Annotated in this window: 20 protein-coding genes and 1 pseudogene; 18 read left to right on the top strand and 3 right to left on the bottom strand. The window is 41.5% G+C overall.

Annotated features, from left to right (window positions below; all coding sequences use genetic code 11):
• From HT709_RS05910 to HT709_RS05865, 10 genes are all read left to right on the top strand, one after another.
• The coding region (locus tag HT709_RS05910; RefSeq protein ID WP_172925594.1) for an Ig-like domain-containing protein at positions 1-1,367 on the top strand (1,367 nt) is incomplete at its 5' end.
• 336 nt (positions 1,368-1,703) lie between these two features.
• Positions 1,704-2,054: an IS66 family insertion sequence element accessory protein TnpB gene (gene tnpB / locus HT709_RS05905; protein ID WP_023937629.1), complete on the top strand. Its 351-nt coding sequence runs from the start codon at positions 1,704-1,706 to the stop codon at positions 2,052-2,054.
• Positions 2,055-2,291: 237 nt separating this feature from the next.
• Positions 2,292-3,569: an ABC transporter permease gene (locus tag HT709_RS05900; RefSeq protein ID WP_119919461.1), complete on the top strand. Its 1,278-nt coding sequence runs from the start codon at positions 2,292-2,294 to the stop codon at positions 3,567-3,569.
• 126 nt (positions 3,570-3,695) lie between these two features.
• The gene (vex2, locus tag HT709_RS05895) at positions 3,696-4,343 is read left to right on the top strand and encodes an ABC transporter ATP-binding subunit Vex2 (protein WP_000173719.1); all 648 of its coding nucleotides are present in this window, start codon (positions 3,696-3,698) and stop codon (positions 4,341-4,343) included.
• 55 nt (positions 4,344-4,398) lie between these two features.
• A complete protein-coding gene (vex3, locus tag HT709_RS05890) occupies positions 4,399-5,778 on the top strand; it encodes an ABC transporter permease subunit Vex3 (RefSeq protein WP_000902986.1) in 1,380 nt (459 codons plus the stop codon).
• Between the two features lie 297 nt (positions 5,779-6,075).
• Positions 6,076-7,896: a CAP domain-containing protein gene (locus HT709_RS05885; protein WP_172925593.1), complete on the top strand. Its 1,821-nt coding sequence runs from the start codon at positions 6,076-6,078 to the stop codon at positions 7,894-7,896.
• Positions 7,859-8,620, top strand: a complete 762-nt coding sequence (locus HT709_RS05880) for a hypothetical protein (RefSeq protein ID WP_014017210.1) — start codon at positions 7,859-7,861, stop codon at positions 8,618-8,620. The genes HT709_RS05885 and HT709_RS05880 overlap by 38 nt, the downstream gene beginning before the upstream one ends.
• A 355-nt stretch (positions 8,621-8,975) precedes the next feature.
• Positions 8,976-9,632, top strand: coding sequence for a response regulator transcription factor VncR (gene vncR / locus HT709_RS05875; protein WP_000697964.1), 657 nt, complete (start codon positions 8,976-8,978; stop codon positions 9,630-9,632).
• The gene (gene vncS, locus HT709_RS05870) at positions 9,629-10,957 is read left to right on the top strand and encodes a sensor histidine kinase VncS (RefSeq protein ID WP_001254965.1); all 1,329 of its coding nucleotides are present in this window, start codon (positions 9,629-9,631) and stop codon (positions 10,955-10,957) included. The genes vncR and vncS overlap by 4 nt, the downstream gene beginning before the upstream one ends.
• A gap of 140 nt (positions 10,958-11,097) precedes the next feature.
• Positions 11,098-11,979 (top strand): class II fructose-bisphosphate aldolase, encoded by an 882-nt coding sequence (locus HT709_RS05865; RefSeq protein ID WP_001019001.1) that lies wholly within the window; start codon positions 11,098-11,100, stop codon positions 11,977-11,979.
• 320 nt (positions 11,980-12,299) lie between these two features.
• Here the strand turns inward: HT709_RS05865 and HT709_RS05860 are convergent, their stop codons facing one another.
• The 3 genes and pseudogenes from HT709_RS05860 to HT709_RS05850 form a co-directional block, all read right to left on the bottom strand.
• Positions 12,300-13,490, bottom strand: coding sequence for a ferric reductase-like transmembrane domain-containing protein (locus HT709_RS05860; protein WP_000835817.1), 1,191 nt, complete (start codon positions 13,488-13,490; stop codon positions 12,300-12,302).
• 281 nt (positions 13,491-13,771) lie between these two features.
• A complete protein-coding gene (locus HT709_RS05855; protein ID WP_000443887.1) occupies positions 13,772-14,431 on the bottom strand; it encodes an amino acid ABC transporter permease in 660 nt (219 codons plus the stop codon).
• A gap of 237 nt (positions 14,432-14,668) precedes the next feature.
• Positions 14,669-15,298 (bottom strand): annotated as a pseudogene (locus tag HT709_RS05850) (amino acid ABC transporter ATP-binding protein); the annotation flags it as partial.
• 176 nt (positions 15,299-15,474) lie between these two features.
• Between HT709_RS05850 and recJ the strand changes: the two are divergent.
• From recJ to HT709_RS05810, 8 genes are all read left to right on the top strand, one after another.
• The gene (gene recJ, locus HT709_RS05845; RefSeq protein WP_171043527.1) at positions 15,475-17,697 is read left to right on the top strand and encodes a single-stranded-DNA-specific exonuclease RecJ; all 2,223 of its coding nucleotides are present in this window, start codon (positions 15,475-15,477) and stop codon (positions 17,695-17,697) included.
• A 174-nt stretch (positions 17,698-17,871) separates the two neighbouring features.
• The gene (locus HT709_RS05840) at positions 17,872-19,533 is read left to right on the top strand and encodes a ribonuclease J (RefSeq protein ID WP_055310796.1); all 1,662 of its coding nucleotides are present in this window, start codon (positions 17,872-17,874) and stop codon (positions 19,531-19,533) included.
• Between the two features lie 68 nt (positions 19,534-19,601).
• Entirely contained in the window at positions 19,602-20,381 is a 780-nt protein-coding gene (locus HT709_RS05835; protein ID WP_055310795.1) for an alpha/beta hydrolase family protein, read from the top strand.
• Positions 20,382-20,511: 130 nt separating this feature from the next.
• Positions 20,512-21,732, top strand: coding sequence for an aminoacyltransferase (locus tag HT709_RS05830; RefSeq protein ID WP_138701768.1), 1,221 nt, complete (start codon positions 20,512-20,514; stop codon positions 21,730-21,732).
• Positions 21,733-21,736: 4 nt separating this feature from the next.
• Positions 21,737-22,969 carry a peptidoglycan bridge formation alanyltransferase MurN gene (gene murN / locus HT709_RS05825; RefSeq protein ID WP_023936587.1) on the top strand — a complete coding sequence of 411 codons (1,233 nt, stop codon included), beginning with the start codon at positions 21,737-21,739 and terminating at the stop codon, positions 22,967-22,969.
• A gap of 78 nt (positions 22,970-23,047) precedes the next feature.
• Positions 23,048-23,749, top strand: a complete 702-nt coding sequence (locus HT709_RS05820; RefSeq protein WP_031222852.1) for a M57 family metalloprotease — start codon at positions 23,048-23,050, stop codon at positions 23,747-23,749.
• Between the two features lie 38 nt (positions 23,750-23,787).
• Positions 23,788-25,635: an excinuclease ABC subunit UvrC gene (gene uvrC / locus HT709_RS05815; protein WP_023936583.1), complete on the top strand. Its 1,848-nt coding sequence runs from the start codon at positions 23,788-23,790 to the stop codon at positions 25,633-25,635.
• Positions 25,625-26,458, top strand: a complete 834-nt coding sequence (locus tag HT709_RS05810; protein ID WP_023936581.1) for a metallophosphoesterase family protein — start codon at positions 25,625-25,627, stop codon at positions 26,456-26,458. The genes uvrC and HT709_RS05810 overlap by 11 nt, the downstream gene beginning before the upstream one ends.
• The last annotated feature ends 6 nt before the right edge of the window (positions 26,459-26,464 follow it).

Genomic DNA, 26,464 nt, shown 5'->3' with positions numbered 1-26,464 from the left:
CAGCTAAACCAGTTGTAGAAACAGATTTAACAGGCAAAGCCGGCACTAAAGATCCAGTTGAAGTAACAGCAGAACCAGGATCTAAGGTTGAGTTGTTCGACAAAGATGGCAACAAGATTGGTGAAGGTACAGCTAACGACGAAGGCAAAGCAACCATTACACCAACGAAAGAACTTCCAGCAGGTGGCGTAACAGCTAAAGCAACAGATCCAGCCGGAAACGTATCAGAAGCAAGTGAACCAAAAGAAGCAACACCAGCTAAAGATACCACAGCGCCAGCTAAACCAGAAGTTAAGACAGACTTGACAGGTAAAGCCGGCACTAAAGATCCAGTTGAAGTAACAGCAGAACCAGGATCTAAGGTTGAGTTGTTCGACAAAGACGGCAACAAGATTGGTGAAGGCGTAGCTAACGACGAAGGTAAAGCAACCATTACACCAACGAAAGAAATTCCAGCAGGTGGCGTAACAGCTAAAGCAACAGATCCAGCCGGAAACGTATCAGAAGCAAGTGAACCAAAAGAAGCAACACCAGCTAAAGATACCACAGCCCCAGCTAAACCAGTAGACCCATCAACTAAGGATACAGACAGCGATGGCTTGACTGATAAGGAAGAAGTAGAAAAAGGAACAGACCCTACTAAAGCTGATACAGATGGCGATGGCTTCACAGATAAAGAAGAAGTAGATAAGGGAACAAATCCGAAAGATCCAAACTCGAAACCAGAATCTAAACCAGTAGGTCCATCAACTAAGGATTCAGATAGTGTTAAAGATCTATCAGTAACATCAGTTAAAGATCCAAGCAACTTGACTGATGCAGAAAGAGCTAAGGTAGCCGAAGAAGTTAAGAAATCTAACCCAACTGCAACAGATGTTAAAGTAGGTAAAGATGGAACAATAACTGTAACCTTCCCAGATGGCTCAACAGCAGTAATTCCAGCAGCTAAAGCAGTTGAGAAAGCTAAAGATGCAGATAGTGTTAAGGACCCGTCAGCAACACCAGTTAAAGATCCAAGCAACTTGACTGACGCAGAAAAAGCTAAGGTAGCCGAAGAAGTTAAGAAATCTAACCCAACTGCGAAAGATATTAAGGTAAACAAAGACGGATCAGTAGTTGTAACCTTTGAAGATGGTACTACATCTGTTATTCCAGCAGATAAGACAGTCAAGAAATCAGATAGTTCAGTAGCAGTTAATCCAGCTACCAACCAAGATTCACCTGCTCAAGCACCAGCTGAGAAAGCAGGAGCGAAAGAATTGCCAAATACTGGTACAGAACAATCTAGCGCTTCACTTGCTCTAGCACTTCTTGCAGCAGCAACAGGGGGACTCCTTATCGCGAAAAAGCGCAAGGAAGAAGAGTAAGAAATTACTTTGATAAAATAATTCATAGGATAAACATTCTGTAAATTTAACGAAAATAGATTGGAACACTATGTTCTAGTCGCCCCCAAAAGGATAGCATCTCCGAGAGGAGATGTTATCCTTTTTTTACTAGTGAATCAAATGATATAGTGGATTGAATTTATAATAGCACGGTAAGCGCGTCATAACAAGGTATCTATCATTCATGGAGTTCCTCCTGTATACTATTCGTAAAGTAAAACTATTGGAAGATATTTTAATGCCACAACCTATTGTTCCTGTAGAGATTCCACAATCTCGAAATGATAGAAGAGCTTTTGGATAAGGTGTTGCTCTATGACAATTCATCTATCTAGCCTAGGGCAGGTCTATCTCGTGTGTGGGAAAACGGATATGAGGCAAGGCATTGATTCACTGGCTTATCTCATTAAAACCCACTTTGAATTAAATCCCTTTTCAGGTCAAGTCTTTCTCTTTTGTGGTGGACGTAAAGACCGCTTTAAATCCCTTTACTGGGATGGTCAAGGATTTTGGCTACTATATAAACGCTTTGAGAGCGGCAGACTGACTTGGCCCAGTACAGAAAAGGATATCAAAGCTCTCACGCCTGAACAAGTAGACTGGCTTATGAAGGGCTTTTCTATCACTCCCAAAATAAATTCATCAGAAAGTCGTGATTTCTATTGAAAGACGGGCATCTGGNNNTGGACTCTTTTAGCCTAAGAAAAACGTGGACTGATTTTGTGTTTGGATTATGACCTTGAACGACATGCTTTAAAAGTTAGTTGAACCGCCGTATGCCGAACGGCACGTACGGTGGTGTGAGAGGGGCTAGAGATTATCCCCTACTCGATATTTTTTTCGTATTTCATAAACATTTCATATTTGGGTTTTATAATAGTCTTACAAATATGGAGGTGACAAATGAATCCAATCCAAAGATCTTGGGCTTATGTCAGCAGAAAACGACTGAGAAGTTTTATTTTATTTCTGATTTTATTGGTCCTATTGGCTGGAATTTCAGCCTGTTTGACGCTGATGAAGTCCAACAAAACAGTTGAAACCAATCTTTACAAATCACTCAATACATCTTTTTCTATTAAGAAGATAGAAAATGGTCAGACTTTCAAGTTGTCGGACTTATCATCCGTGAGCCAGATTAAGGGACTGGAACATGTCTCTCCTGAACTCGAGACGGTCGCAAAACTAAAAGACAAGGAAGCAGTGAGTGGCGAGCAGAGCGTGGAGCGTGATGATTTGTCAGCTGCAGACAAAAACTTGGTCAGCTTAACGGCTCTTGAGGATTCATCCAAGGATGTGACCTTTACCAGTTCGGCCTTCAACCTAAAAGAAGGGCGACACCTTCAAAAAGGGGATTCCAAGAAAATCCTGATCCACGAAGAGTTGGCTAAGAAGAACGGTCTTTCGCTTCATGACAAGATTGGCTTGGATGCTGGTCAGTCTGAATCTGGAAAAGGACAAACAGTAGAGTTTGAGATTATCGGCATCTTTTCTGGTAAAAAACAAGAGAAATTCACAGGCTTGTCTTCTGACTTCAGTGAAAATCAAGTCTTTACAGATTATGAAAGTAGCCAAACCCTTTTGGGCAATAGTGAAGCTCAAGTCAGTGCAGCACGCTTCTATGTAGAAAATCCTAAGAAAATGGACGGACTCATGAAGCAGGTAGAAAACTTGGCCTTGGAAAATCAAGGCTACCAAGTCGAAAAGGAAAACAAGGCTTTTGAACAAATCAAAGACTCAGTGGAAACCTTTCAAACCTTCCTGACCATCTTCCTTTATGGGATGTTGATAGCAGGAGTAGGGGCCTTGATTTTGGTCTTGTCTCTCTGGTTGAGAGAAAGGGTCTACGAAGTGGGGATTTTACTAGCACTTGGAAAAGGCAAGAGCTCGATCTTCCTACAGTTCTGTTTAGAGGTAGTTTTGGTATCTCTTGGTGCCTTGCTTCCAGCATTTGCTGCAGGCAACGCCATCACATCCTACCTACTCCAAACTCTACTAGCAAGTGGAGAGCAGGCAAGCTTACAAGACACGCTAGCCAAAGCAAGCAGTTTATCAACCAGCATCCTATCTTTTGCAGCATCCTATGTTTTTCTAGTTCTGCTTAGTTGCTTATCTGTAGCCCTTTGTTTCCTATTCTTATTTAGAAAAGCGCCGAAAGAAATTTTATCATCTATTAGTTAATACTCTTTGAAAATCTCTTCAAACCGCGTTAGCTGTATCTGCAACCTCAAAGTTGTGCTTTGAGCAACCTACAGCTAGCTTCCTAGTTTGCTCTTTGATTTTCATTGAGTATAAGAAGGAGAAATCATGACTTTATTACAATTACAAGACCTTAACTACCGTTATAAGAACACTGCTGAGGCAGTCCTATATCAGATCAATTATCATTTTGAACCTGGGAAATTTTACAGTATTATTGGGGAGTCAGGAGCGGGGAAATCCACTCTCTTGTCCCTACTTGCTGGTTTAGATAGTCCTGTTGAAGGTTCGATTCTTTTCCAAGGAGAGGATATTCGTAAGAAGGGGTATTCCTACCATCGTATGCACCATATTTCCCTGGTATTTCAAAATTATAACTTGATAGATTATCTTTCTCCACTGGAAAATATCCGCTTGGTCAACAAAAAGGCAAGCAAGGATACACTGCTTGAGCTTGGTTTAGATGAAAATCAGATCAAGCGGAATGTTCTCCAGTTATCAGGTGGTCAACAGCAACGTGTTGCCATTGCTCGCAGTTTGGTCTCAGAAGCTCCAGTTATTCTAGCTGATGAGCCAACAGGAAATCTGGATCCTAAAACTGCTGGAGATATTGTCGAACTGCTCAAATCACTTGCCCAGAAAACAGGTAAATGTGTCATCGTCGTAACCCACAGCAAAGAAGTGGCACAAGCATCAGATATTACACTTGAGTTGAAAGATAAGAAACTGACTGAAACTCGAAATACTACGAAATAATACGAACTTTTTCTGTTCAAACTATAAAATAGAATAAAATCTAGAAAGGGAATCTATGTTACACAACGCATTTGCCTATGTTACAAGGAAGTTTTTCAAATCGATTGTCATCTTCCTGATTATTCTCCTCATGGCGAGCTTGAGTTTGGTCGGCTTGTCAATCAAGGGAGCTACTGCCAAGGCTTCTCAGGAGACCTTTAAAAATATCACCAATAGCTTCTCCATGCAAATCAATCGTCGCGTCAACCAAGGAACGCCTCGTGGTGCTGGGAATATTAAGGGTGAAGACATCAAAAAAATCACCGAAAACAAGGCCATCGAGTCTTATGTCAAACGTATCAACGCTATCGGAGATTTGACTGGATATGACCTCATTGAAACGCCAGAAACCAAGAAGAATCTCACTGCTGATCGTGCCAAACGTTTTGGAAGTAGCTTGATGATTACAGGTGTCAATGACTCCTCTAAAGAAGACAAGTTTGTCTCTGGTTCTTATAAACTAGTCGAAGGAGAGCACTTAACCAACGACGACAAGGATAAAATCCTCTTGCACAAGGACTTGGCAGCCAAACACGGCTGGAAAGTAGGGGACAAGGTTAAACTGGACTCTAATATCTACGATGCAGATAATGAAAAAGGAGCCAAGGAAACAGTTGAAGTGACAATCAAGGGACTCTTTGATGGTCATAATAAGTCAGCAGTAACCTACTCACAAGAACTTTACGAAAACACAGCTATTACAGACATTCACACTGCTGCAAAACTTTATGGATACACAGAAGACACAGCCATTTATGGGGACGCAACCTTCTTTGTAACAGCAGACAAGAACTTGGATGATGTTATGAAAGAGTTGAATGGCATCAGTGGTATCAACTGGAAGAGCTACACACTCGTTAAGAGTTCCTCTAACTACCCAGCTCTAGAGCAATCCATTTCTGGTATGTACAAGATGGCCAACCTCCTCTTCTGGGGTAGCTTGAGCTTCTCAGTCCTTCTCCTTGCACTCTTGCTTAGTCTTTGGATCAACGCCCGTCGTAAGGAAGTGGGCATTCTCCTCTCTATCGGTCTTAAGCAGGCAAGTATCTTGGGGCAATTCATCACCGAATCCATCTTGATTGCAATTCCTGCTCTTGTTTCTGCTTACTTCCTAGCCAGCTACACAGCTCGTGCCATCGGAAATACTGTCCTTGCCAATGTGACTTCAGGTGTTGCCAAGCAAGCCAGCAAGGCGGCTCAAGCCTCTAACCTTGGTGGTGGTGCAGAAGTAGATGGATTTAGCAAGACCTTATCGAGCCTAGACATTTCTATTCAGACATCAGATTTTATCATCGTCTTTGTCCTTGCCTTGGTTCTAGTGGTGGCCGTTATGACGCTTGCTTCAAGCAATCTCCTTAGAAAACAACCAAAAGAGCTTTTGCTGGATGGTGAATAATACTGATGCTAGACTGAAAAATGAGGCTAGCAACTGAAAGTTTTAAAATGATACATGAAGCAGAAAGCAGTGGTGAAAATCATTGCTTTCAGTTGCTTTCTTTGTACTTTAGTGTTAAATATGATATACTAAAGTTATGGAATTTATTAGAAAGGGGTTTCGCAACTTATATATGGAATTGTGCATAAAAATCTATAGATAAATCTGTAGAAGCCTATCCATATCGCAAACATAGGCTAGTAGACCTAGGCAGGGTCTACCTTGGAAAATATAGAATAGTGAGGAAAAATAAATATTATGAGACAAACAAATGTTAGAGGAAGCTTATCCCTCCGTGGTTTTAGAAAATTAAGAACGGGTGCAATTGTTGCGACAGGTGTGATTCTACTGGGGCTAGGCTTTTTAGCTCCAACTGTATCAGCCAGTGAACAAGATGGTGTTTGGGTAGCCAGAACAGTTGAGGAAGTGAAAGCTGATATTCTAAATATAGACAATTTATCACACTACACAATTAAGTGGGGAGATACATTGAGTGCTATTAGTGGGGCAACAGGGCTATCTGTTGATAGTTTGGTTGAGATAAATCGTATTGCAAATAGAGATTTGATTTTTGCTAATAATAAATTGTATTTTAGCGAAGAGGCTTTTCTAAAAGATGGAAATACAGAAGTAAAAAGACAGCGAGTGTCGATTGATAATTCTGGTAGTCGTCAAAGTTATGAAGTTGAAACAAAAACAGATACTGTAACTGGTGAACAAAGGACTACTGTTAAACAAACGACACCAGTAGCTGTGGAAATCCCAGCGGCGTCAGCAGAGAAAGCTGAAGAGTCAGTATTGCCGGCATCGAAATCAGAAACCTCAGTCTCAGTTGCGCCAAAAGCCGAAACAAGATCAGAAACTTTACATGCTCCATCTGCAGATACTACAATTGAATCAGGGAACTCAACTGAATCAAGTCCAGTAGTAGACAAGGCCCTTTCAAATATAGGGACAACAAATCAACCTGTAGTTTCAAATCCAAGTTCTGAAGCGCCAGCACCGAAAGTGGAAGAGCCAATGGTATCAGAACCAAAATCGGAAGCACCAGCGACCCCAGCACCAAAAGTGGAAGAACCAGAGTCACCGGCGCCAAAAGCGGAAGAACCAGCAACACTGGCACCAGAAGTAGAAGAGCCAACGGTATCAGAACCAAAAGCAGAAGCACCAGAGTCACCAGCGCCAAAAGCAGAAGAGCCAATGGTATCAGAACCAAAATCAGAAGCACCAGCGACCCCAGCGCCAAAAGCAGAAGAGCCAATGGTATCAGAACCAAGAGCAGAAGCACCAGCAGCGCCAGCGCCAAAAGCAGAAGCACCAGCGTCTCCAGCACCAAAATCAGAAGCACCGGTAGCTACAAGACCAACCACGGAAGATCCAGTAACACCGAAAGGGGAAGCACCGGCTGTACCACAAAAGGAGGTGCAGACTGTATTTAAATCGGAAGTGAGTCAAGCATCTGCTGGCAATGTTTTGGTGGGAATCAAAGGAGAATTTTTAACACCAGATCAACAAGCTATCTTAGATTCTCTTAATAAGATTCGTAAAGAGGCTTTTGAGGAGAAATTAGTAGATAAGTATGTTCCGATTAAGTGGTCAACACAACTGGAAAAAACGGCTCTTATGAGAGCTGCTGAGTCTTCTATTACGAATGCCCATGCTCGTCTCTCTGACAAAAATATTTGGACAGCTTTTCCGACTGGTACTAGAACATTTGGAGAAAACTTGGCGTGGAATTATAAAGGATTTGCAGAGGCGATTAAGCAATGGTACTCAGAAAAAGCCGATTATATTAAAAAATCAAAGGGTGAGACAGTTGCAGGTCAAACTGGTCATTATAAATCATTGATAAATCCTCTATATACTTATACAGGTCTTGGTGCATTTAATAACCCTCGTCATGAACATCACTGGATTACTGTTGCACAAATTTTAGGAGATAAGGTCGACTCGGAGGCTTTAGTTGGACAGTATGGGCCAGCAATTCAAGAAGCAGAGGTGACAGAATCTCAACTTTCCTCATTTAAAACAAAAGCTGATATTGTCGAAAACACATCTGATAGAAGAGACAAACAGTAAAGATGTTAATTCACAGGAAGCGTCTTCAGAAACAAGAGATGTAACATCGCACGGTAACGGAGCAACAGAGGAAGCAAAGACTGTAGAATCTACGGAAAGCACAGAGAAAAGCCAAGTAGAACCAGCTGAAAACACATCAGCTACGGATATGGCAGAAACAGGAAAAACATCTGTAGCTCCATCATCAGACTCAGAAAAAGTATTGACCACCACAGAAGAAACTGGAGAAGCGACTTCGTCTGATTCTAACTTAGTAAATTCACAAGAAAATAATTCTGAGACACAAGATGGAACAACAAATGCCACATCAGAAGAATCGTCAGAGTCAAAAGAAGCATCAGTTACCTCTGAAAGTGAGTCAACAGACACACAACCATCTGTAGAAGTAGGAACAGAAGAAACACTAGCTCCAAAAGACGCAGGAACAACAGTAGAAGCTGAAGAAGTTGTAACATCAGCTCCTCAAAAGGTCAAAGTCAATGTTTTTTATAACTTTGATAAAATGAAAGATATTGCAGGTTTTCTAGGAGATATCAATGGAACTCCTCTTGAAATCGCGGAAGGTTCAACAGATGATGAAGTAAAAGTGGCAGTCAAGAACCAAGTTGATGCTAAGAAAGAAGAGTTGGGCAAACGTGGCTATACTTTAAAAGAGGACTATGTCTATCAAGCTAATGGGAAAGATTATAACTACGTTGTAACATTTTCAAAAGCAGCTAAATAATTTTCATTCTATAGAGAGTGAAATGCAAGCAGAGAGAGCGATAGGCTCTCTTTGTTTTATCGAGTGGTCAGTTGCTTACAGACAAAAGGCCAGTAAGAGATTATAATAGAAAATAGAGTAGGTATTTATACTCTTCGAAAATCTCTTCAAACCACGTCAGCGTCGCCTTACCGTATGTATGGTTACTGACTTCGTCAGTTTCATCTACAACCTCAAAACCATGTTTTGAGCTGACTTCGTCAGTTTCATCTACAACCTCAAAGCAGTGCTTTGAGCAACCTGCGGCTAGCTTCCTAGTTTGCTTTTTGATTTTTATTGAGTATAAGAAAAATAAAAAATAGAGAGCAGTTAAAGTATGAAAATTTTAATTGTAGAAGATGAAGAGATGATCCGTGAGGGGGTCAGTGATTATTTGACGGATTGTGGCTATGAAACCCTTGAGGCTGCAGATGGGCAAGAAGCCTTAGAAAAATTTTCCAGCTATGAAGTAGCCTTGATTTTACTAGATATCCAGATGCCCAAGCTCAATGGTCTAGAAGTCCTAGCTGAGATTCGTAAAACCAGTCAGGTTCCTGTCTTGATGCTGACCGCCTTTCAGGATGAGGAATACAAGATGAGTGCCTTTGCTTCTCTGGCAGATGGCTATCTGGAAAAGCCCTTCTCCCTCTCCCTCTTAAAAGTGAGGGTGGATGCAATTTTCAAGAGATACTACGATACAGGACGAATCTTCTCTTATAAAGATGCCAGGGTGGATTTTGAGAGCTACAGTGCCAGTCTAGCAGGTCAAGAAGTGCTTATCAATGCCAAAGAGTTGGAAATTCTGGACTATCTGGTGAAAAATGAAGGCCGGGCCTTGACTCGGTCTCAGATAATCGATGCCGTCTGGAAAGCGACAGATGAGGTTCCCTTTGACCGTGTCATTGATGTTTATATCAAGGAATTGCGGAAAAAACTAGACCTGGACTGCATCCTCACTGTGCGCAATGTTGGTTATAAATTGGAGCGAAAATGAGACGAACAGGTTTATTTACAAAGATATTTATCTATACCTTCTCGATATTTAGTGTTCTGGTTATCTGCCTTCATTTAGCTATTTATTTTCTATTTCCCTCGACTTATCTGAGTCATCGTCAGGAAACCATTGGCCAGAAAGCGACAGCTATTGCCAAGTCCCTAGAAGGAAAGGATAGGCAGAGCATCGAGCAAGTGTTAGAGCTGTATTCCCAGACTAGTGATATCAAGGGGGGCGTTAAGGGCGAGATGACAGAGGACAAGTTAGAAGTCAAGGACAGCATTCCTCTGGATACGGACCGTCAGACCACCTCTCTCTTTATTGAGGAGCGTGAGGTGACAACGCAAGATGGTAGCACCATGACTCTCCAGTTTCTGGTTTCTATGGATTTGCAAAAGGAAGCAGAGCAAATCAGTCTCCAATTTCTTCCCTATACCTTGCTGGCATCCTTTCTAATTTCCCTCTTGGTGGCCTACATCTATGCTCGGACCATTGTTGCCCCGATCTTGGAAATCAAACGGGTGACTCGTAGAATGATGGAACTGGATTCCCAAGTGCGATTGCGCGTGGATTCTAGGGATGAGATTGGTGATCTCAAGGAACAAATCAATAGCCTCTACCAGCATCTTTTGACTGTCATTGCAGACTTGCATGACAAGAATGAAGCCATTCTCCAGCTGGAGAAGATGAAGGTCGAATTCCTACGAGGGGCTTCTCATGAACTGAAAACACCGCTGGCTAGTTTGAAAATCCTGATCGAAAACATGAAAGAGAATATCGGTCGTTATAAGGATAGAGACCAGTATCTGGGAGTTGCCTTGGGGATTGTGGATGAACTCAATCACCATGTTCTGCAGATACTTTCCCTCTCTTCTGTGCAGGAGTTGCGAGATGATAGGGAAGAAATTGACCTCCTCCAGATGACACAAAGTCTGGTTAAGGATTATGCCTTGCTCGCCAAGGAAAGAGAGCTCCAGATTGACAATAGTTTGACCCATCAGCAGGCTTATCTAAACCCATCAGTTATGAAGTTGATTCTTTCTAATCTCATCAGCAATGCCATCAAGCACTCTGTTCCAGGTGGCTTGGTTGGCATTGGAGAAAGAGAAGGGGAACTCTTTATCGAGAATAGCTGTAGCTCAGAAGAACAAGAAAAACTAGCCCAGTCTTTTTCTGATAATGCTAGTCGCAAGCCCAAAGGGCCTGGGATGGGACTCTTTGTGGTCAAGAGTCTATTGGAACATGAAAAATTAGCTTATCATTTCGAGATGGAGGAGAATCGTTTAACCTTCTTCATAGCTTTTCCAAAAGTCGCCCAAGACTAGAGATAGAAAGGGTTTACATGGATGAAGCTAGAAGAAATTAAATCGAAACTACGGGAAAAACTAGATTTTTTTGTCAAAAAGTGATAAAATGAACAATGTAAATGGGGTGACCCATAAAAATATACAGGAGGCCTGATAAAATGGCAATCGTTTCAGCAGAAAAATTTGTCCAAGCAGCTCGTGACAACGGTTATGCAGTTGGTGGATTTAACACAAACAACCTTGAGTGGACTCAAGCTATCTTGCGCGCAGCAGAAGCTAAAAAAGCTCCAGTTTTGATCCAAACTTCAATGGGTGCTGCTAAATACATGGGTGGTTACAAAGTTGCTCGCAACTTGATCGCTAACCTTGTTGAATCAATGGGTATCACTGTACCAGTAGCTATCCACCTTGACCACGGCCACTACGAAGATGCACTTGAGTGTATCGAAGTTGGTTACACTTCAATCATGTTTGACGGTTCACACCTTCCAGTTGAAGAAAACCTTAAATTGGCTAAAGAAGTTGTTGAAAAAGCACACGCTAAAGGTATCTCAGTAGAAGCTGAAGTTGGTACTATCGGTGGTGAAGAAGACGGAATCATCGGTAAAGGTGAATTGGCTCCAATCGAAGACGCTAAAGCAATGGTTGAAACTGGTATCGACTTCTTGGCAGCTGGTATTGGTAACATCCATGGTCCTTACCCAGCAAACTGGGAAGGTCTTGACCTTGACCACTTGCAAAAATTGACAGAAGCTCTTCCAGGATTCCCAATCGTATTGCACGGTGGTTCAGGTATTCCTGATGAGCAAATCCAAGCAGCTATCAAACTTGGTGTTGCCAAAGTTAACGTTAACACAGAATGCCAAATCGCATTCGCTAACGCAACTCGTAAATTTGCTCGTGACTACGAAGCAAACGAAGCAGAATACGATAAGAAAAAACTCTTCGACCCACGTAAATTCTTGGCTGACGGTGTAAAAGCTATCCAAGCATCGGTTGAAGAACGTATCGACGTATTCGGTTCAGAAGGTAAAGCATAATCTAGCTGAATAATACAGATAAAACCTGCCTGTGAGGGTGGGTTTTTTGATTTCAAGCTACTCGTTTTAGTATAGTAAACTGAATCTAGACTAGCACAATGCTGCTTCTATAGCGTTTTGAAACTAGAACAGGACAATATAACTGCTAAAATATTTCTATAAATTCATTTGATTTTCCTAATCAATTTGTTCGTATCCTATTTCATTCCACTATAAAACATTCTTATCAATTGATTTGAATTCCAAAATTTCATCGCTCTGGTCTTATTTCATTTGGCTATAAAAAACTCTCCTGGGGAATCCCAGGAGAGTATGAGTACTTATTTGAACTTGAATCCTTCGTAAATAAGCTCTGCTTTTGGATTTTGTTTCTTAATCTGTTTGGCAAGTGTCTTCATCATAGAAAGGGGACCACACATATAGACGGTTGCATGTTCGGGCACTTCTTTTTGTTCAAAATTAAGATAGCCGTCTTTCGTACTGTCGATTAGATGGAGTTCAAAATTAGGATTTTTCTGAGCATAGTTACGGAGTAAATCTAGGTAGACTGCATTTTCATCTCCACGGAAGCTATAGTAGAAGTGAACCTGTTTATCTAAAATAGGATGTTCACGGATGTAAGAGATGAAGGGGGTGATCCCAATACCTCCAGCAATCCAAACCTGATTTTCTCGTCCTTCTTCTATGATCATGTGTCCGTAAGCTCTGTCTAGGGTTACTTTGCTGCCGGCTTGAAGATTATCATAGATATTATTGGTATGGTCGCCTGAATTTTTAACAGTAAAGTAAAGAGTTTGGCCATGACCTCCTGAGATAGAAAAGGGATGCGGAGCACTTTCAAAGCCTTCTTGGAAAATCTTTAGAAAGGCAAATTGTCCTGATTGATAGTTGAAAGGTCTGCTAAGATGGATTTGAATTTCTCTAGTATCGTGATTTAAGCGTTTGAGATGGGTAATTTTCCCTAGATAGGGGAAGGAAATCTTTTGATATAGAAAAATGATATAAAAACCAGCTAGTAAGCCTAAAAGGGCATAGCTACCAACAAGAAAACTTAGAAGATTAAATGTAAGGAGACGATTGCCCATTATCATGTAGATGTGAAAGAGTCCTAAAATATAGGCTAGGTAAACCAGGCGGTGAATCCATCGCCAAGCTTCGTATTGGATGTATTTGCCTAAATAGGCGACAAGGATGATGCTGGCAAAGATATAGATGGCAAGATTACCAAACTGAGCAGCTAAGCGAGAGCCCCACAAACCGCCCATACTAAAGTTATGAAAGATTAGTAGGATGATTGAGAGAAAGGCTGTGAATTTGTGGACGGTGTAGACCTTCTCCAAACCGTGAAACCAGCTTTCTAGTAGTGGGAGACGAGTGGCTAGGATAAAAGTCAGAGATAGGCTTGTTAAAGCTAGTCCTGGAATCATGAATTGGGGAGAAGTGTTCATCCAAGTCAAAAGAGTCAAGATAAAACTAGCTATGATAAAGAGTAGTCCTTTGATTGATTTCATAGAAAATTCCATTTCATTTAGATTTCGATTTGTTGTAAATGAATTTGTTACATTTTATCATAGAAAATGTATGGTGTCAAATCTAGGTGTGTAAATCTCTGTTCTTATAAAAAACTCTCCAATTGAACTGGAGAGTGGCTGTTTATACTCAATGAAAATCAAAGAGCAAACTAGGAAGCTAGCCCGCAGGCTGCTCAAAACACCGTTTTGAGNNACGAAGTCAGTAACCATACATACGGCAAGGTGAAGCTGACGTGGTTTGAAGAGATTTTCGAAGAGTATTATTCTGCAGCTTGTTGCCAACGTTTGGCTAGCATATGAGACAGGCTAGAAATGGCTAGGTTAAAGCTGAAGTAGATGAGGGCAATCAGTATATAAAGACTGAAGACCTGCTCTGGTTCGAAATAACGGCCCATGAGAATTTGGCTGGCTCCAAAGAGTTCTTGTAGGGCGATAACAGAGTAGAGGAGACTGGTATCCTTAATCACGGTTACAAACTGAGAAATGATGGCTGGCAGCATTTTACGAATGGCTTGTGGGAGAATGATGTAGTAGAGGATTTGGGTTGAAGTGAAGCCTTGTGACATTCCTGCTTCGTACTGCCCCTTGGCTACGGCATTGAGACCGCCTCGGATAATCTCAGCTAAAGCCGCTGATGTAAAGAGTGTGAAGGCAGTGATTCCTGCTGGAGTGGATTTCATCTTGAAAATTAAAAAGATAGTAAAGATCCAGAGAAGGTTGGGAACGTTGCGCACAAATTCGATATAAATGCTGGAAATAATGCGCAAGACAGGATTTTTGCCATTTCTCATGACAGCTAGCACCGTACCGATAAGGGTAGAGAGGACGATGGCAATCAGAGAAATGTAGAGGGTCAAGCCAAATCCTTTAAAGATAAAGACTAGGTTATCTGGGGTCAAAACTTCTAAAATGGATTCCATAGTAACCTCCTAAAGTGAATAGGCTTTTTTATTAGCTTGTTCCATCTTGCGACCAAACTGGGCAACAGGGAAGCATAGAGAAAAGTAGAGAAGGGCAGCGCCTAGAAAGGCTGGAATGTAGTTTCCGTTAAGTGCTGACCAAGACTTGGTCACAAACATCAAGTCCACTCCAGAGATGATAGCGACTGTTGAGGTGTTCTTGATGAGGTTGACAATTTGGTTGGTCAAAGGAGGGAGAATGATGCGGTCGGCAACTTCACGGGCAAAGCCCATTTCATGGGTAACGACAATCATATTCATACCATCGTGGGCCAATTTTTGCATAACCGCTAGAACATCGCCGATGGTTTCAGGGTCAAGAGCAGATGTTGGTTCATCAAAGAGAAGAAGCTCAGGATGCATAGCGAGTCCACGTGCAATGACAATCCGTTGCTTTTGTCCACCAGACAGCATGGCTGGATAAGAATCTTTTTTATCCCACATATTTACAAATTCCAGATATTTTTGAGCTGTTTTTTCAGCTTCTTTTTTATCAATTCCTAGAACTTTTATGGGTGCGAGTGTTACGTTTTCTAACACTGTTTTATGCGGATAGAGGTTAAAATGCTGGAAAACCATGCCGACTTCCTTACGAAGAGGCACCAAATCTTTCTGGCTGGCACCAGCAACTTGGTGGCCATTGACTAGAAGACTTCCCTTGTCAACAGCCTCCAAACCATTGATGGTGCGGATAAGAGTGGATTTTCCAGAACCAGATGGTCCGAGTAGGACAACGACTTGTCCTTTTTCAAAACGGAGATTGATGTCGCGGAGTGCGTGGTAGTCTCCGTAATATTTTTCGACGTGTTCAAATTCTACTAAAGCCATAAGGAGTCTCCTTTGCATTAGATTTTATAACATGATTCTGCACCAAAAGATTTGTCTTGTCAAATCATATCTGAAAAAATTCACTAAAATTTTATAAAAAAGCAATCTGGATAGAGAAAACGTCTAAATCATGTTATAATGAAGCAATAGAATTCTTAGAAAGAGTGGATGTCTTTTTGATAACACCTACTTATGAATGGCAGTTTGCCCCGCAGGTAGAAGATGCGGATTTTACAAAGATAGCCAAGAAGGCTGGACTGGGTCCTGAGGTGGCTCGGTTATTGTTTGAGAGAGGGATTCAGGACCAAGAAAGTCTGAAGAAGTTTTTAGAACCTTCCTTGGAGAATTTGCATGACCCTTATCTGCTCCATGATATGGACAAGGCAGTGGAACGGATTCGTCAGGCCATTGAAGAAGGGGAAAATATTCTCGTTTATGGAGACTACGATGCGGATGGCATGACTTCGGCTTCGATTGTGAAGGAAAGTTTGGAACAACTTGGTGCTGAGTGCCGAGTTTACCTGCCAAATCGTTTTACCGATGGCTATGGCCCTAATGCTAGTGTTTATAAATACTTTATCGAGCAAGAAGGGATTTCCTTGATTGTGACGGTGGACAATGGGGTTGTTGGTCATGAGGCTATTGCATTGGCTCAGTCTATGGGAGTAGATGTCATTGTGACTGACCACCATTCCATGCCTGAAACCCTACCAGATGCCTATGCCATCGTTCATCCTGAACATCCGGATGCGGACTATCCTTTCAAATATTTGGCTGGTTGTGGAGTTGCTTTCAAGTTGGCTTGTGCCCTGTTAGAAGAAGTACAAGTGGAATTGCTTGATTTGGTCGCTATTGGTACCATTGCTGATATGGTTAGTTTGACAGATGAGAACCGTATCTTGGTTCAGTATGGTCTGGAAATGTTGGGACATACTCAGCGCATTGGTTTACAAGAAATGCTGGATATGGCTGGGATTGCCGCCAACGAAGTAACAGAAGAAACGGTTGGTTTCCAGATTGCTCCTCGTTTGAATGCCTTGGGCCGCTTGGATGATCCCAATCCTGCTATTGATTTGCTGACTGGCTTTGACGATGAGGAAGCTCACGAGATTGCCCTCATGATTCATCAGAAAAACGAAGAGCGCAAGGAAATCGTCCAGTCTATCTATGAAGAAGCTAAGACCATGGTGGATCCTGAGAAGAAGGTTCAAGTCTTGGCCAAGGAAGGCTGGAATCCTGGGGTTCTAGGGATCGTGGCTGGTCGTTTGTTGGAAGAATTAGGGCAGACAGTCATCGTTCTCAATATAGAAGACGGTCGTGCCAAGGGTAGTGCTCGTAGTGTGGAAGCGGTCGATATTTTTGAGGCTCTGGATCCTCATCGAGACCTCTTCATCGCATTTGGCGGTCATGCTGGTGCGGCTGGCATGACGCTGGAAGTTGAGAAACTCTCGGATTTATCTCAGATTTTAGAAGACTATGTCCGTGAAAAAGGTGCAGATGCTGGTGGCAAGAACAAGTTAAACCTAGATGAAGAGCTGGATTTGGAGACACTTAGCTTGGAAACGGTCAAAAGTTTTGAACGTTTGGCACCTTTTGGCATGGACAATCAGAAACCTGTCTTTTATATAAAGGATTTTCAGGTCGAAAGTGCCCGTACTATGGGGGCAGGCAATGCTCATCTCAAGTTGAAAATTTCCAAGGGTGAGGCGAGTTTTGAAGTGGTAGCCTTTGGCCAAGGCAGATGGGCGACAGAGTTTTCTCAAACCAAGAATCTAGAGTTGGCAGTCAAATTGTCTGTCAACCAATGGAATGGCCAAACTGCCCTCCAGTTGATGATGGTGGATGCGCGTGTGGAGGGTGTTCAACTTTTTAACATTCGTGGGAAAAATGCAGTCTTGCCAGAAGGGGTTCCAGTCTTGGATTTTGATGAAGAACTGCCAGATATAGCGACTAGTGAAGCTGTGGTTGTAAAAACCATTCCTGAGGATATTACCTTGTTGAAGACCATTTTTCAGGAGCAGAATTTTTCTGCTGTTTATTTCAAAAATGACATTGACAAGGCCTACTATTTGACAGGTTATGGGACTAGAGATCAGTTTGCCAAATTGTACAAGACTATTTACCAGTTCCCAGAGTTTGATATTCGCTACAAGCTGAAAGATTTGGCTGCATATCTTAATATTCAACAAATCTTGCTGGTCAAGATGATTCAAGTATTTGAAGAACTAGGCTTTGTGACGATAAAAGATGGTGTGATGACAGTCAATAAAGAGGCGCCAAAGCGGGAGATAGGAGAAAGTCAAATTTACCAAAATCTCAAACAAACCGTTAAAGACCAAGAAATGATGGCGCTGGGTACGGTGCAAGAAATTTATGATTTTTTGATGGAAAAAGAGTAGAAGTTAGGAAAGAGTTGGGAAATCAACTCTTTTTTGAAAACAGACCTTCATTTTGAAAATCATCAAAAAAATGGTATAATGGTAGGAAAAGATTCGGCTGAAAGTATTAGAACTTTTAGAATAAGAGGGTAGAGTTGCCCTATAATCAAGATAAACTAAGATTTTGGAGGAAAAATGAGTAATATCAGTTTAACAACACTTGGTGGTGTGCGTGAGAATGGAAAAAATATGTACATTGCTGAAATTGGAGAGTCCATTTTTGTTTTGAATGTAGGGTTAAAATATCCTGAAAATGAACAATTAGGGGTCGATGTGGTGATTCCAAACATGGATTACCTTTTTGAAAATAGCGACCGTATTGCTGGGGTTTTCTTGACCCACGGGCATGCGGATGCGATTGGTGCTCTACCTTATCTCTTGGCAGAGGCTAAAGTTCCTGTATTTGGGTCTGAGTTGACCATTGAGTTGGCAAAGCTCTTTGTCAAAGGAAATGATGCCGTTAAGAAATTTAATGATTTCCATGTCATTGATGAGAATACGGAGATTGATTTTGGTGGGACAGTGGTTTCCTTCTTCCCTACGACTTACTCCGTTCCAGAGAGTCTGGGAATTGTCTTGAAGACATCGGAAGGAAGCATCGTTTATACAGGTGACTTCAAATTTGACCAAACGGCTAGTGAATCTTATGCAACTGATTTTGCTCGTTTGGCAGAGATTGGTCGTGACGGCGTCCTGGCTCTCCTCAGTGATTCGGCCAATGCAGACAGCAATATTCAGGTGGCTAGTGAAAGTGAAGTTAGGGATGAAATTACCCAAACTATTGCTGACTGGGAAGGTCGTATCATCGTTGCAGCTGTTTCCAGTAATCTTTCTCGTATTCAGCAGATTTTTGACGCTGCGGATAAAACAGGTCGACGTATCGTCTTGACAGGATTTGATATTGAAAATATCGTCCGCACAGCGATTCGTCTTAAGAAGTTGTCTTTAGCCAACGAAATTCTCTTGATTAAGCCTAAAGATATGTCTCGCTTTGAAGACCATGAGTTGATTATTCTTGAGACAGGTCGTATGGGTGAACCTATCAATGGACTTCGTAAGATGTCGATTGGTCGCCATCGTTATGTAGAAATCAAGGATGGGGACCTGGTCTATATTGCTACGGCTCCGTCTATTGCTAAAGAAGCCTTTGTTGCGCGTGTAGAAAATATGATTTATCAGGCAGGTGGGGTTGTCAAATTGATTACCCAAAGTTTACATGTATCAGGGCACGGAAATGTGCGTGATTTGCAGCTGATGATCAATCTTTTGCAACCTAAGTACCTCTTCCCTGTCCAAGGGGAGTATCGTGAGTTGGATGCTCACGCTAAGGCTGCCATGGCAGTTGGGATGTTGCCAGAACGCATCTTCATTCCTAAAAAGGGGACGACCATGGCTTACGAGAATGGAGACTTTGTTCCAGCTGGATCGGTTTCAGCAGGAGATATCTTAATTGATGGGAATGCCATTGGTGATGTTGGAAATGTGGTTCTTCGTGACCGTAAGGTTTTGTCAGAGGACGGTATTTTCATCGTAGCAATTACCGTTAATCGTCGTGAGAAGAAAATTGTGGCCAAGGCACGTGTTCACACGCGTGGATTCGTTTATCTCAAGAAGAGCCGCGATATTCTCCGTGAAAGTTCAGAATTGATTAACCAAACGGTAGAAGACTATCTTCAAGGAGATGACTTTGACTGGGCAGATCTTAAAGGCAAGGTTCGGGATAATCTGACCAAGTATCTCTTTGATCAAACTAAGCGTCGTCCAGCTATTCTACCAGTAGTCATGGAAGCAAAATAATCATTGAAATAAGTAAAGATAAAGTCTAGTTTCGGCTTTTTCTTATCGGAAAATAGAAGGAGAAAATCATGGCAGTAATGAAAATCGAGTATTACTCACAAGTTTTGGATATGGAGTGGGGGGTGAATGTCCTCTACCCTGATGCCAATCGAGTGGAAGAACCAGAGTGTCAAGATATTCCCGTCTTGTACCTCTTGCACGGGATGTCTGGCAATCATAATAGTTGGCTCAAACGGACCAATGTAGAACGCTTGCTTCGGGGGACTAATCTCATCGTCGTCATGCCCAATACCAGCAACGGTTGGTACACTGATACCCAGTATGGTTTTGACTATTACACAGCTCTAGCAGAGGAATTGCCACAGGTTCTGAAACGCTTCTTCCCTAATATGACTAGTAAGCGTGAAAAGACCTTTATCGCTGGTCTCTCCATGGGAGGCTACGGCTGTTTCAAATTGGCTCTTGCGACAAATCGTTTTTCTCATGCAGCTAGTTTTTCAGGTGCTCTCAGCTTTCAAGATTTTTCTCCTGAGAGCCAAAATCTGGGAAGTCCAGCCTACTGGAGAGGTGTTTTTGGAGAGATTAGAGACTGGACAACTAGTCCCTATTCTCTTGAAAGTCTGGCTAAAAAATCGGATAAAAATACCAAACTTTGGGCGTGGTGTGGCGAACAGGATTTCTTGTATGAAGCCAATAATCTAGCAGTGAAAAATTTCAAAAAATTAGGTTTTGATGTGACCTATAGCCATAGCGCTGGAACTCACGAGTGGTATTATTGGGAAAAACAATTGGAACGGTTTCTAGCAACCCTGCCAATCGATTTCAAATTAGAAGAGAGATTGAGTTAGTTTTTTATAAATGAACCACTATCTATAGTTATTCTTGGCTTCAAAACAATGATGGAAGTCTGTTTTCACTAGACTTTTCAAACGAAAGTAGTAGAATAGGAATAAGATATTGGAGGAAAGAGAGTAGGAAATGTACCGTTATCAAATTGGCATTCCCACATTAGAATATGATCAGTTTGTCAAAGAACATGAATTAGCCAATGTATTACAAAGTAGTGCTTGGGAAGAAGTGAAGTCTGATTGGCAACATGAGAAGTTTGGTGTTTACAGGGAAGAAAAATTACTGGCGACAGCTAGTATTTTGATTAGAACTCTTCCGTTAGGCTATAAAATGTTTTACGTCCCAAGAGGACCTATATTGGATTATGGAGATACAGAACTCTTGAGTTTTGTCATTCAGTCCATTAAGTCTTATGCTCGTAGCAAGAGAGCTATTTTTGTGACTTTTGACCCAAGTATTTGCCTGTCTCAAAGTTTAATTAATCAGGAAAAAACAGAATTTCCTGAAAATCTGGCTATTATTGATAGTTTGCAACAAATGGGAGTAAGGTGGTCAGGAAAAACAGAGGAAATGGGAAACACCATTCAACCTCGTATTCAGGCGAAAATATACAAGGAAAATTTTGAAGAAGATAAACTTTCCAAGTCAACAAAACAGGCTATTCGAACAGCACGGAATAAGGGGGTAGAGATTCAATTTGGTGGAACTGAATTATTGGACTCTTTTTCCTTTTTGATGAAAAAAACCGAGAAGCGGAAAGAGATTCATTTGAGGAATGAAGCCTATTATAAAAAGTTGTTAGATAATTTTAAGGACAAGGCCTACATCACCTTGGCAACCTTGGATGTCTCTAAACGTTCGCAAGAATTAGAAGAACAGTTAGCGAAAAACAGAGCCTTGGAAGAGACCTTTACTGATTCGACTCGAACTTCAAAAGTAGAAGCGCAGAAGAAGGAAAAAGAACGTTTGTTAGAGGAATTGACTTTCCTGCAGGAATATATGGATGCAGGTCAAGCAAGAGTTCCCTTAGCGGCTACCTTGACTTTAGAATTCGGACAAACTTCTGTCAATCTATACGCAGGAATGGATGAAGATTTTAGACGTTATAAAGCTCCTATTTTGACTTGGTATGAGACAGCTCGATATTCCTTTGAACGTGGCATTTTATGGCAAAATTTAGGAGGCGTCGAGAATGCTTTAGATGGTGGACTCTATCGTTTTAAAGCTAATTTTAATCCAACGATCGAAGAATACTTGGGTGAATTTACAATTCCTACCCATCCTCTCTATCCTCTGTTAAGACTTGCTCTTGATTTCCGTAAAACATTAAGAAAAAAACATAGAAAGTAAGTATATGGCACTAACTACACTCACGAAAGAAGAGTTTCGTACTTATTCTGATCAGGTTTCTTCTCGTTCCTTTATGCAATCTGTTCAGATGGGGGACTTGTTAGAAAAAAGAGGGGCTCGAATTGTTTATCTTGCTTTGAAACAAGGAGGAGAGATTCAAGTTGCAGCTCTGGTTTATAGCTTGCCCATGCTGGGTGGTCTGCATATGGAGATCAATTCGGGGCCGATTTATACCCAACAAGATGCTCTTCCAGTTTTTTATGCGGAGTTAAAAGAATATGCCAAGCAAAATGGCGTATTAGAGCTGCTTGTAAAACCTTATGAAACTTATCAAACTTTTGATAGCCAAGGTAATCCAATAGATGCTGAGAAAAAAAGTATCATTCAAGGTTTAACTGATTTAGGTTATCAATTTGATGGATTGACAAGAGGTTACCCAGGTGGAGAACCAGATTGGTTATACTATAAAGATTTGACTGAATTAACTGAAAAGAGTTTGCTTAAAAGTTTTAGCAAAAAGGGTAAACCCTTGGTGAAAAAGGCTGAAACCTTTGGCATTCGGTTGAAAAAGTTAAAACGTGAAGAACTATCGATTTTTAAGAATATCACAAAAGAAACCTCTGAACGTAGAGAATATAGTGATAAAAGTTTAGAATATTATGAGCATTTTTATGATACTTTTGGAGAACAAGCGGAGTTTCTCATAGCAAGCTTAAATTTTTCGGACTATATGAGCAAATTGCAAGGTGAACAAAGTAAACTAGAAGAAAACTTGAACAAGTTGCGACTTGATTTGAGTAAAAATCCTCATTCTGAGAAAAAACAAAATCAACTGAGAGAATATTCTAGTCAATTTGAAACGTTTGAAGTTCGAAAAGCAGAAGCGCGAGACTTGATTGAAAAATATGGAGAAGAAGATATTGTTTTAGCCGGGAGTTTATTTGTTTATATGCCTCAGGAAACGACTTATCTCTTTAGTGGTTCCTACACTGAGTTTAATAAATTCTATGCCCCTGCACTGCTTCAAAAATATGTTATGTTGGAAAGCATAAAACGTGGAATACCTAAATACAACTTCCTAGGCATTCAAGGGATTTTTGATGGAAGTGATGGTGTTTTGCGTTTTAAACAGAATTTTAATGGCTATATTGTACGCAAAGCAGGTACTTTCCGTTACCATCCATCACCTTTAAAATGCAAAGCTATCCAGTTACTCAAAAAAATAGTAGGACGTTAAGATGAAAAAGTCAGTATTTAGCTTTCTTTTAGCTTCTTTTAGTAAAATAATTTTTATTTGCTAGAAAGGTGGAGAGACATGCGCTGGCTTTTTCGTTTAATAGGGGCTTTCTTTTCTTTTGTGTGGCGTTTGTTTTGGCGTCTGGTTTGGATAGTTGTGCTTTTATGTGTGCTTGCTTTCGGACTTCTCTGGTATCTGAACGGGGATTTTCAAGGAGCGCTAAAGCAAGCAGAACGGTCAGTAAAAATTGGTCAACAAAGTATTGACCAATGGGAGAAAACAGGGCAACTGCCTAAGTTAAGCCAGACAGATAGTCACCAGCATTCTGAAGGAAGGTGGCCACAGGCCTCTGCTCGTATTTACCTGGATCCGCAGATGGATTCACGCTTTCAAGAGGCTTATTTAGAAGCAATCCAGAACTGGAATCAAACTGGTGCTTTTAACTTTGAACTCGTGACTGAGTCTAGTAAGGCGGATATTACGGCTACGGAGATGAACGACGGAGGCACTCCTGTGGCAGGAGAGGCGGAAAGTCAAACTAATCTCTTAACAGGGCAATTCTTGTCCGTAACGGTGCGCTTGAATCATTATTATTTGTCCAATCCATACTATGGCTATTCCTATGAACGCCTTGTCCATACGGCAGAACATGAGTTAGGTCATGCGATTGGCTTGGACCATACAGATGAGAAGTCTGTCATGCAACCAGCAGGTTCTTTTTATGGTATCCAGGAAGAGGATGTTGAAAGACTTCGAAAATTATATGAGACCAATGAGTAGGGGATTATCTTTCCCTACTTTTTTGCTATAATGGAATTATGAACAACTTGATTAAATCAAAACTAGAGCTCTTGCCGACCAGCCCTGGTTGTTACATTCACAAGGATAAAAACGGCACCATTATCTATGTAGGAAAGGCTAAAAATCTGCGTAACCGCGTGCGGTCCTATTTCCGTGGAAGTCATGATACCAAAACAGAGGCTTTGGTGTCTGAAATTGTAGATTTTGAATTTATCGTTACGGAGTCTAATATTGAGGCACTTCTCCTAGAAATCAACCTGATTAAGGAAAATAAGCCTAAATACAATATCATGCTCAAGGATGACAAGTCCTATCCCTTCATCAAAATCACTAATGAGCGCTATCCACGCTTGATTATCACTCGTCAGGTCAAGAAGGACGGAGGTCTCTACTTTGGTCCCTATCCAGATGTGGGGGCGGCCAATGAAATCAAGCGACTACTGGATCGGATTTTCCCTTTTCGTAAGTGTACCAATCCACCGTCTAAGGTCTGTTTTTACTACCATATCGGCCAATGCATGAGCCACACCATCTGTAAGAAGGATGAGGACTATTTCAAGTCTATGGCTCAGGAGGTTTCTGATTTTCTGAAAGGCCAAGATGATAAAATCATTGATAACCTCAAGGGCAAAATGGCAGCGGCGGCTCAGACTATGGAGTTTGAACGTGCGGCGGAATACCGTGACCTGATTCAGGCTATTGGAACGCTTCGAACCAAGCAACGGGTCATGGCTAAGGATCTCCAAAATCGCGATGTCTTTGGCTACTATGTGGATAAGGGCTGGATGTGTGTGCAAGTTTTCTTTGTTCGTCAGGGCAAGCTCATCGAGCGCGATGTCAATCTATTCCCCTACTTCAATGATCCAGATGAGGATTTTTTGACCTATGTAGGACAATTCTATCAAGAAAAATCTCATCTAGTTCCCAATGAGGTACTGATTCCGCAGGATATTGACCAAGAAGCTGTCAAGGCTTTGGTGGATTCCAAGATTCTTAAGCCTCAACGTGGAGAGAAAAAGCAGCTGGTCAATTTAGCTATAAAAAATGCACGCGTTAGTCTGGAGCAGAAATTTAACCTGCTAGAAAAATCAGTCGAAAAGACCCAAGGAGCTATTGAAAATCTAGGACGTTTGCTCCAAATTCCGACTCCAGTTCGCATCGAGTCCTTCGATAATTCCAACATCATGGGGACTAGTCCTGTTTCAGCTATGGTGGTCTTTGTCAACGGCAAACCAAGTAAAAAAGATTATCGTAAGTATAAAATCAAGACTGTCGTTGGACCAGACGACTATGCCAGTATGCGTGAGGTTATTCGCAGACGTTATGGTCGAGTACAACGAGAAGGTTTGACTCCTCCAGATTTGATTGTCATTGATGGGGGACAAGGGCAAGTCAATATCGCCAAGCAAGTCATCCAAGAGGAACTAGGTTTGGATATTCCAATTGCAGGTCTGCAAAAGAATGATAAGCACCAAACCCATGAATTGCTCTTTGGAGATCCGCTGGAAGTGGTGGACTTGTCTCGCAATTCTCAGGAATTTTTCCTCCTCCAACGCATTCAAGATGAGGTACACCGCTTTGCTATCACTTTCCACCGCCAACTGCGCTCTAAAAATTCCTTTTCATCACAATTGGATGGGATTGACGGTCTGGGATCTAAACGCAAGCAAAATCTCATGAGGCACTTCAAGTCTCTGACCAAAATCAAGGAAGCAAGTGTGGATGAGATTGTCGAAGTCGGAGTACCAAGAGCAGTAGCAGAAGCAGTTCAGAGGAAGTTGAATCCGCAGGAGGCAGAAGTCTTGCCTCAAGTGGCGGAAGAAAGTGTAGAATACCAAACAGAAGGAGACCATCATGAACCATAAAATCGCAATTTTATCAGATATTCATGGCAATGCGACGGCGCTAGAAGCAGTGATTGCAGATGCTAAAAATCAAGGAGTCAGCGAATACTGGCTTCTGGGAGATATTTTTCTTCCTGGTCCAGGCGCAAATGACTTGGTCGCCCTGCTAAAGGACCTTCCTATCACAACCAGTGTTCGAGGCAATTGGGATGATCGTGTCCTTGAGGCCTTGGATGGCGAATATGGTTTGGAACATCCGAAAGAAATCCAGTCAATGCGCATGACCCAGTTTTTGATGGAGCAAATGGATCCTGCAACGATTGTCTGGCTACGAAGCTTGCCTTTGCTGGAAAAGAAAGAAATTGACGGATTGCGCTTTTCTATCTCTCATAATTTGCCAAATAAGAACTATGGTGGTGACTTGCTAGTTGAGAATGATACAGAGAAATTTGACCAACTCCTCGATGAGGAAACGGACGTGGCAGTCTATGGTCATGTTCACAAGCAGTTGCTTCGTTATGGCAGTCAAGGGCAACAAATCATCAATCCAGGGTCGATTGGCATGCCCTATTTTAATTGGGAGGCGTTAAAAAATCACCGTGCCCAGTATGTCGTGATAGAAGTTGAAGATGGGGAATTGGTAAATATCCTATTTCGTAAAGTCGCTTATGACTATGAAGCGGAGTTAGAACTGGCCAAGTCCAAGGGGCTTCCCTTTATCGAAATGTATGAAGAACTACGTCGTGACGATAACTATCAGGGGCACAATCTGGAATTATTAGCAAGCTTAATAGAAAAGCATGGGTATGTAGAAGATGTGAAGAATTTTTTTGATTTTTTGTAAGAGTTT

The sequence above is a fragment of the Streptococcus sp. 1343 genome, assembly GCF_013277355.1.
Taxonomy (GTDB): domain Bacteria; phylum Bacillota; class Bacilli; order Lactobacillales; family Streptococcaceae; genus Streptococcus; species Streptococcus pseudopneumoniae.
This window is presented reverse-complemented; position numbering and strand designations above follow the sequence as displayed.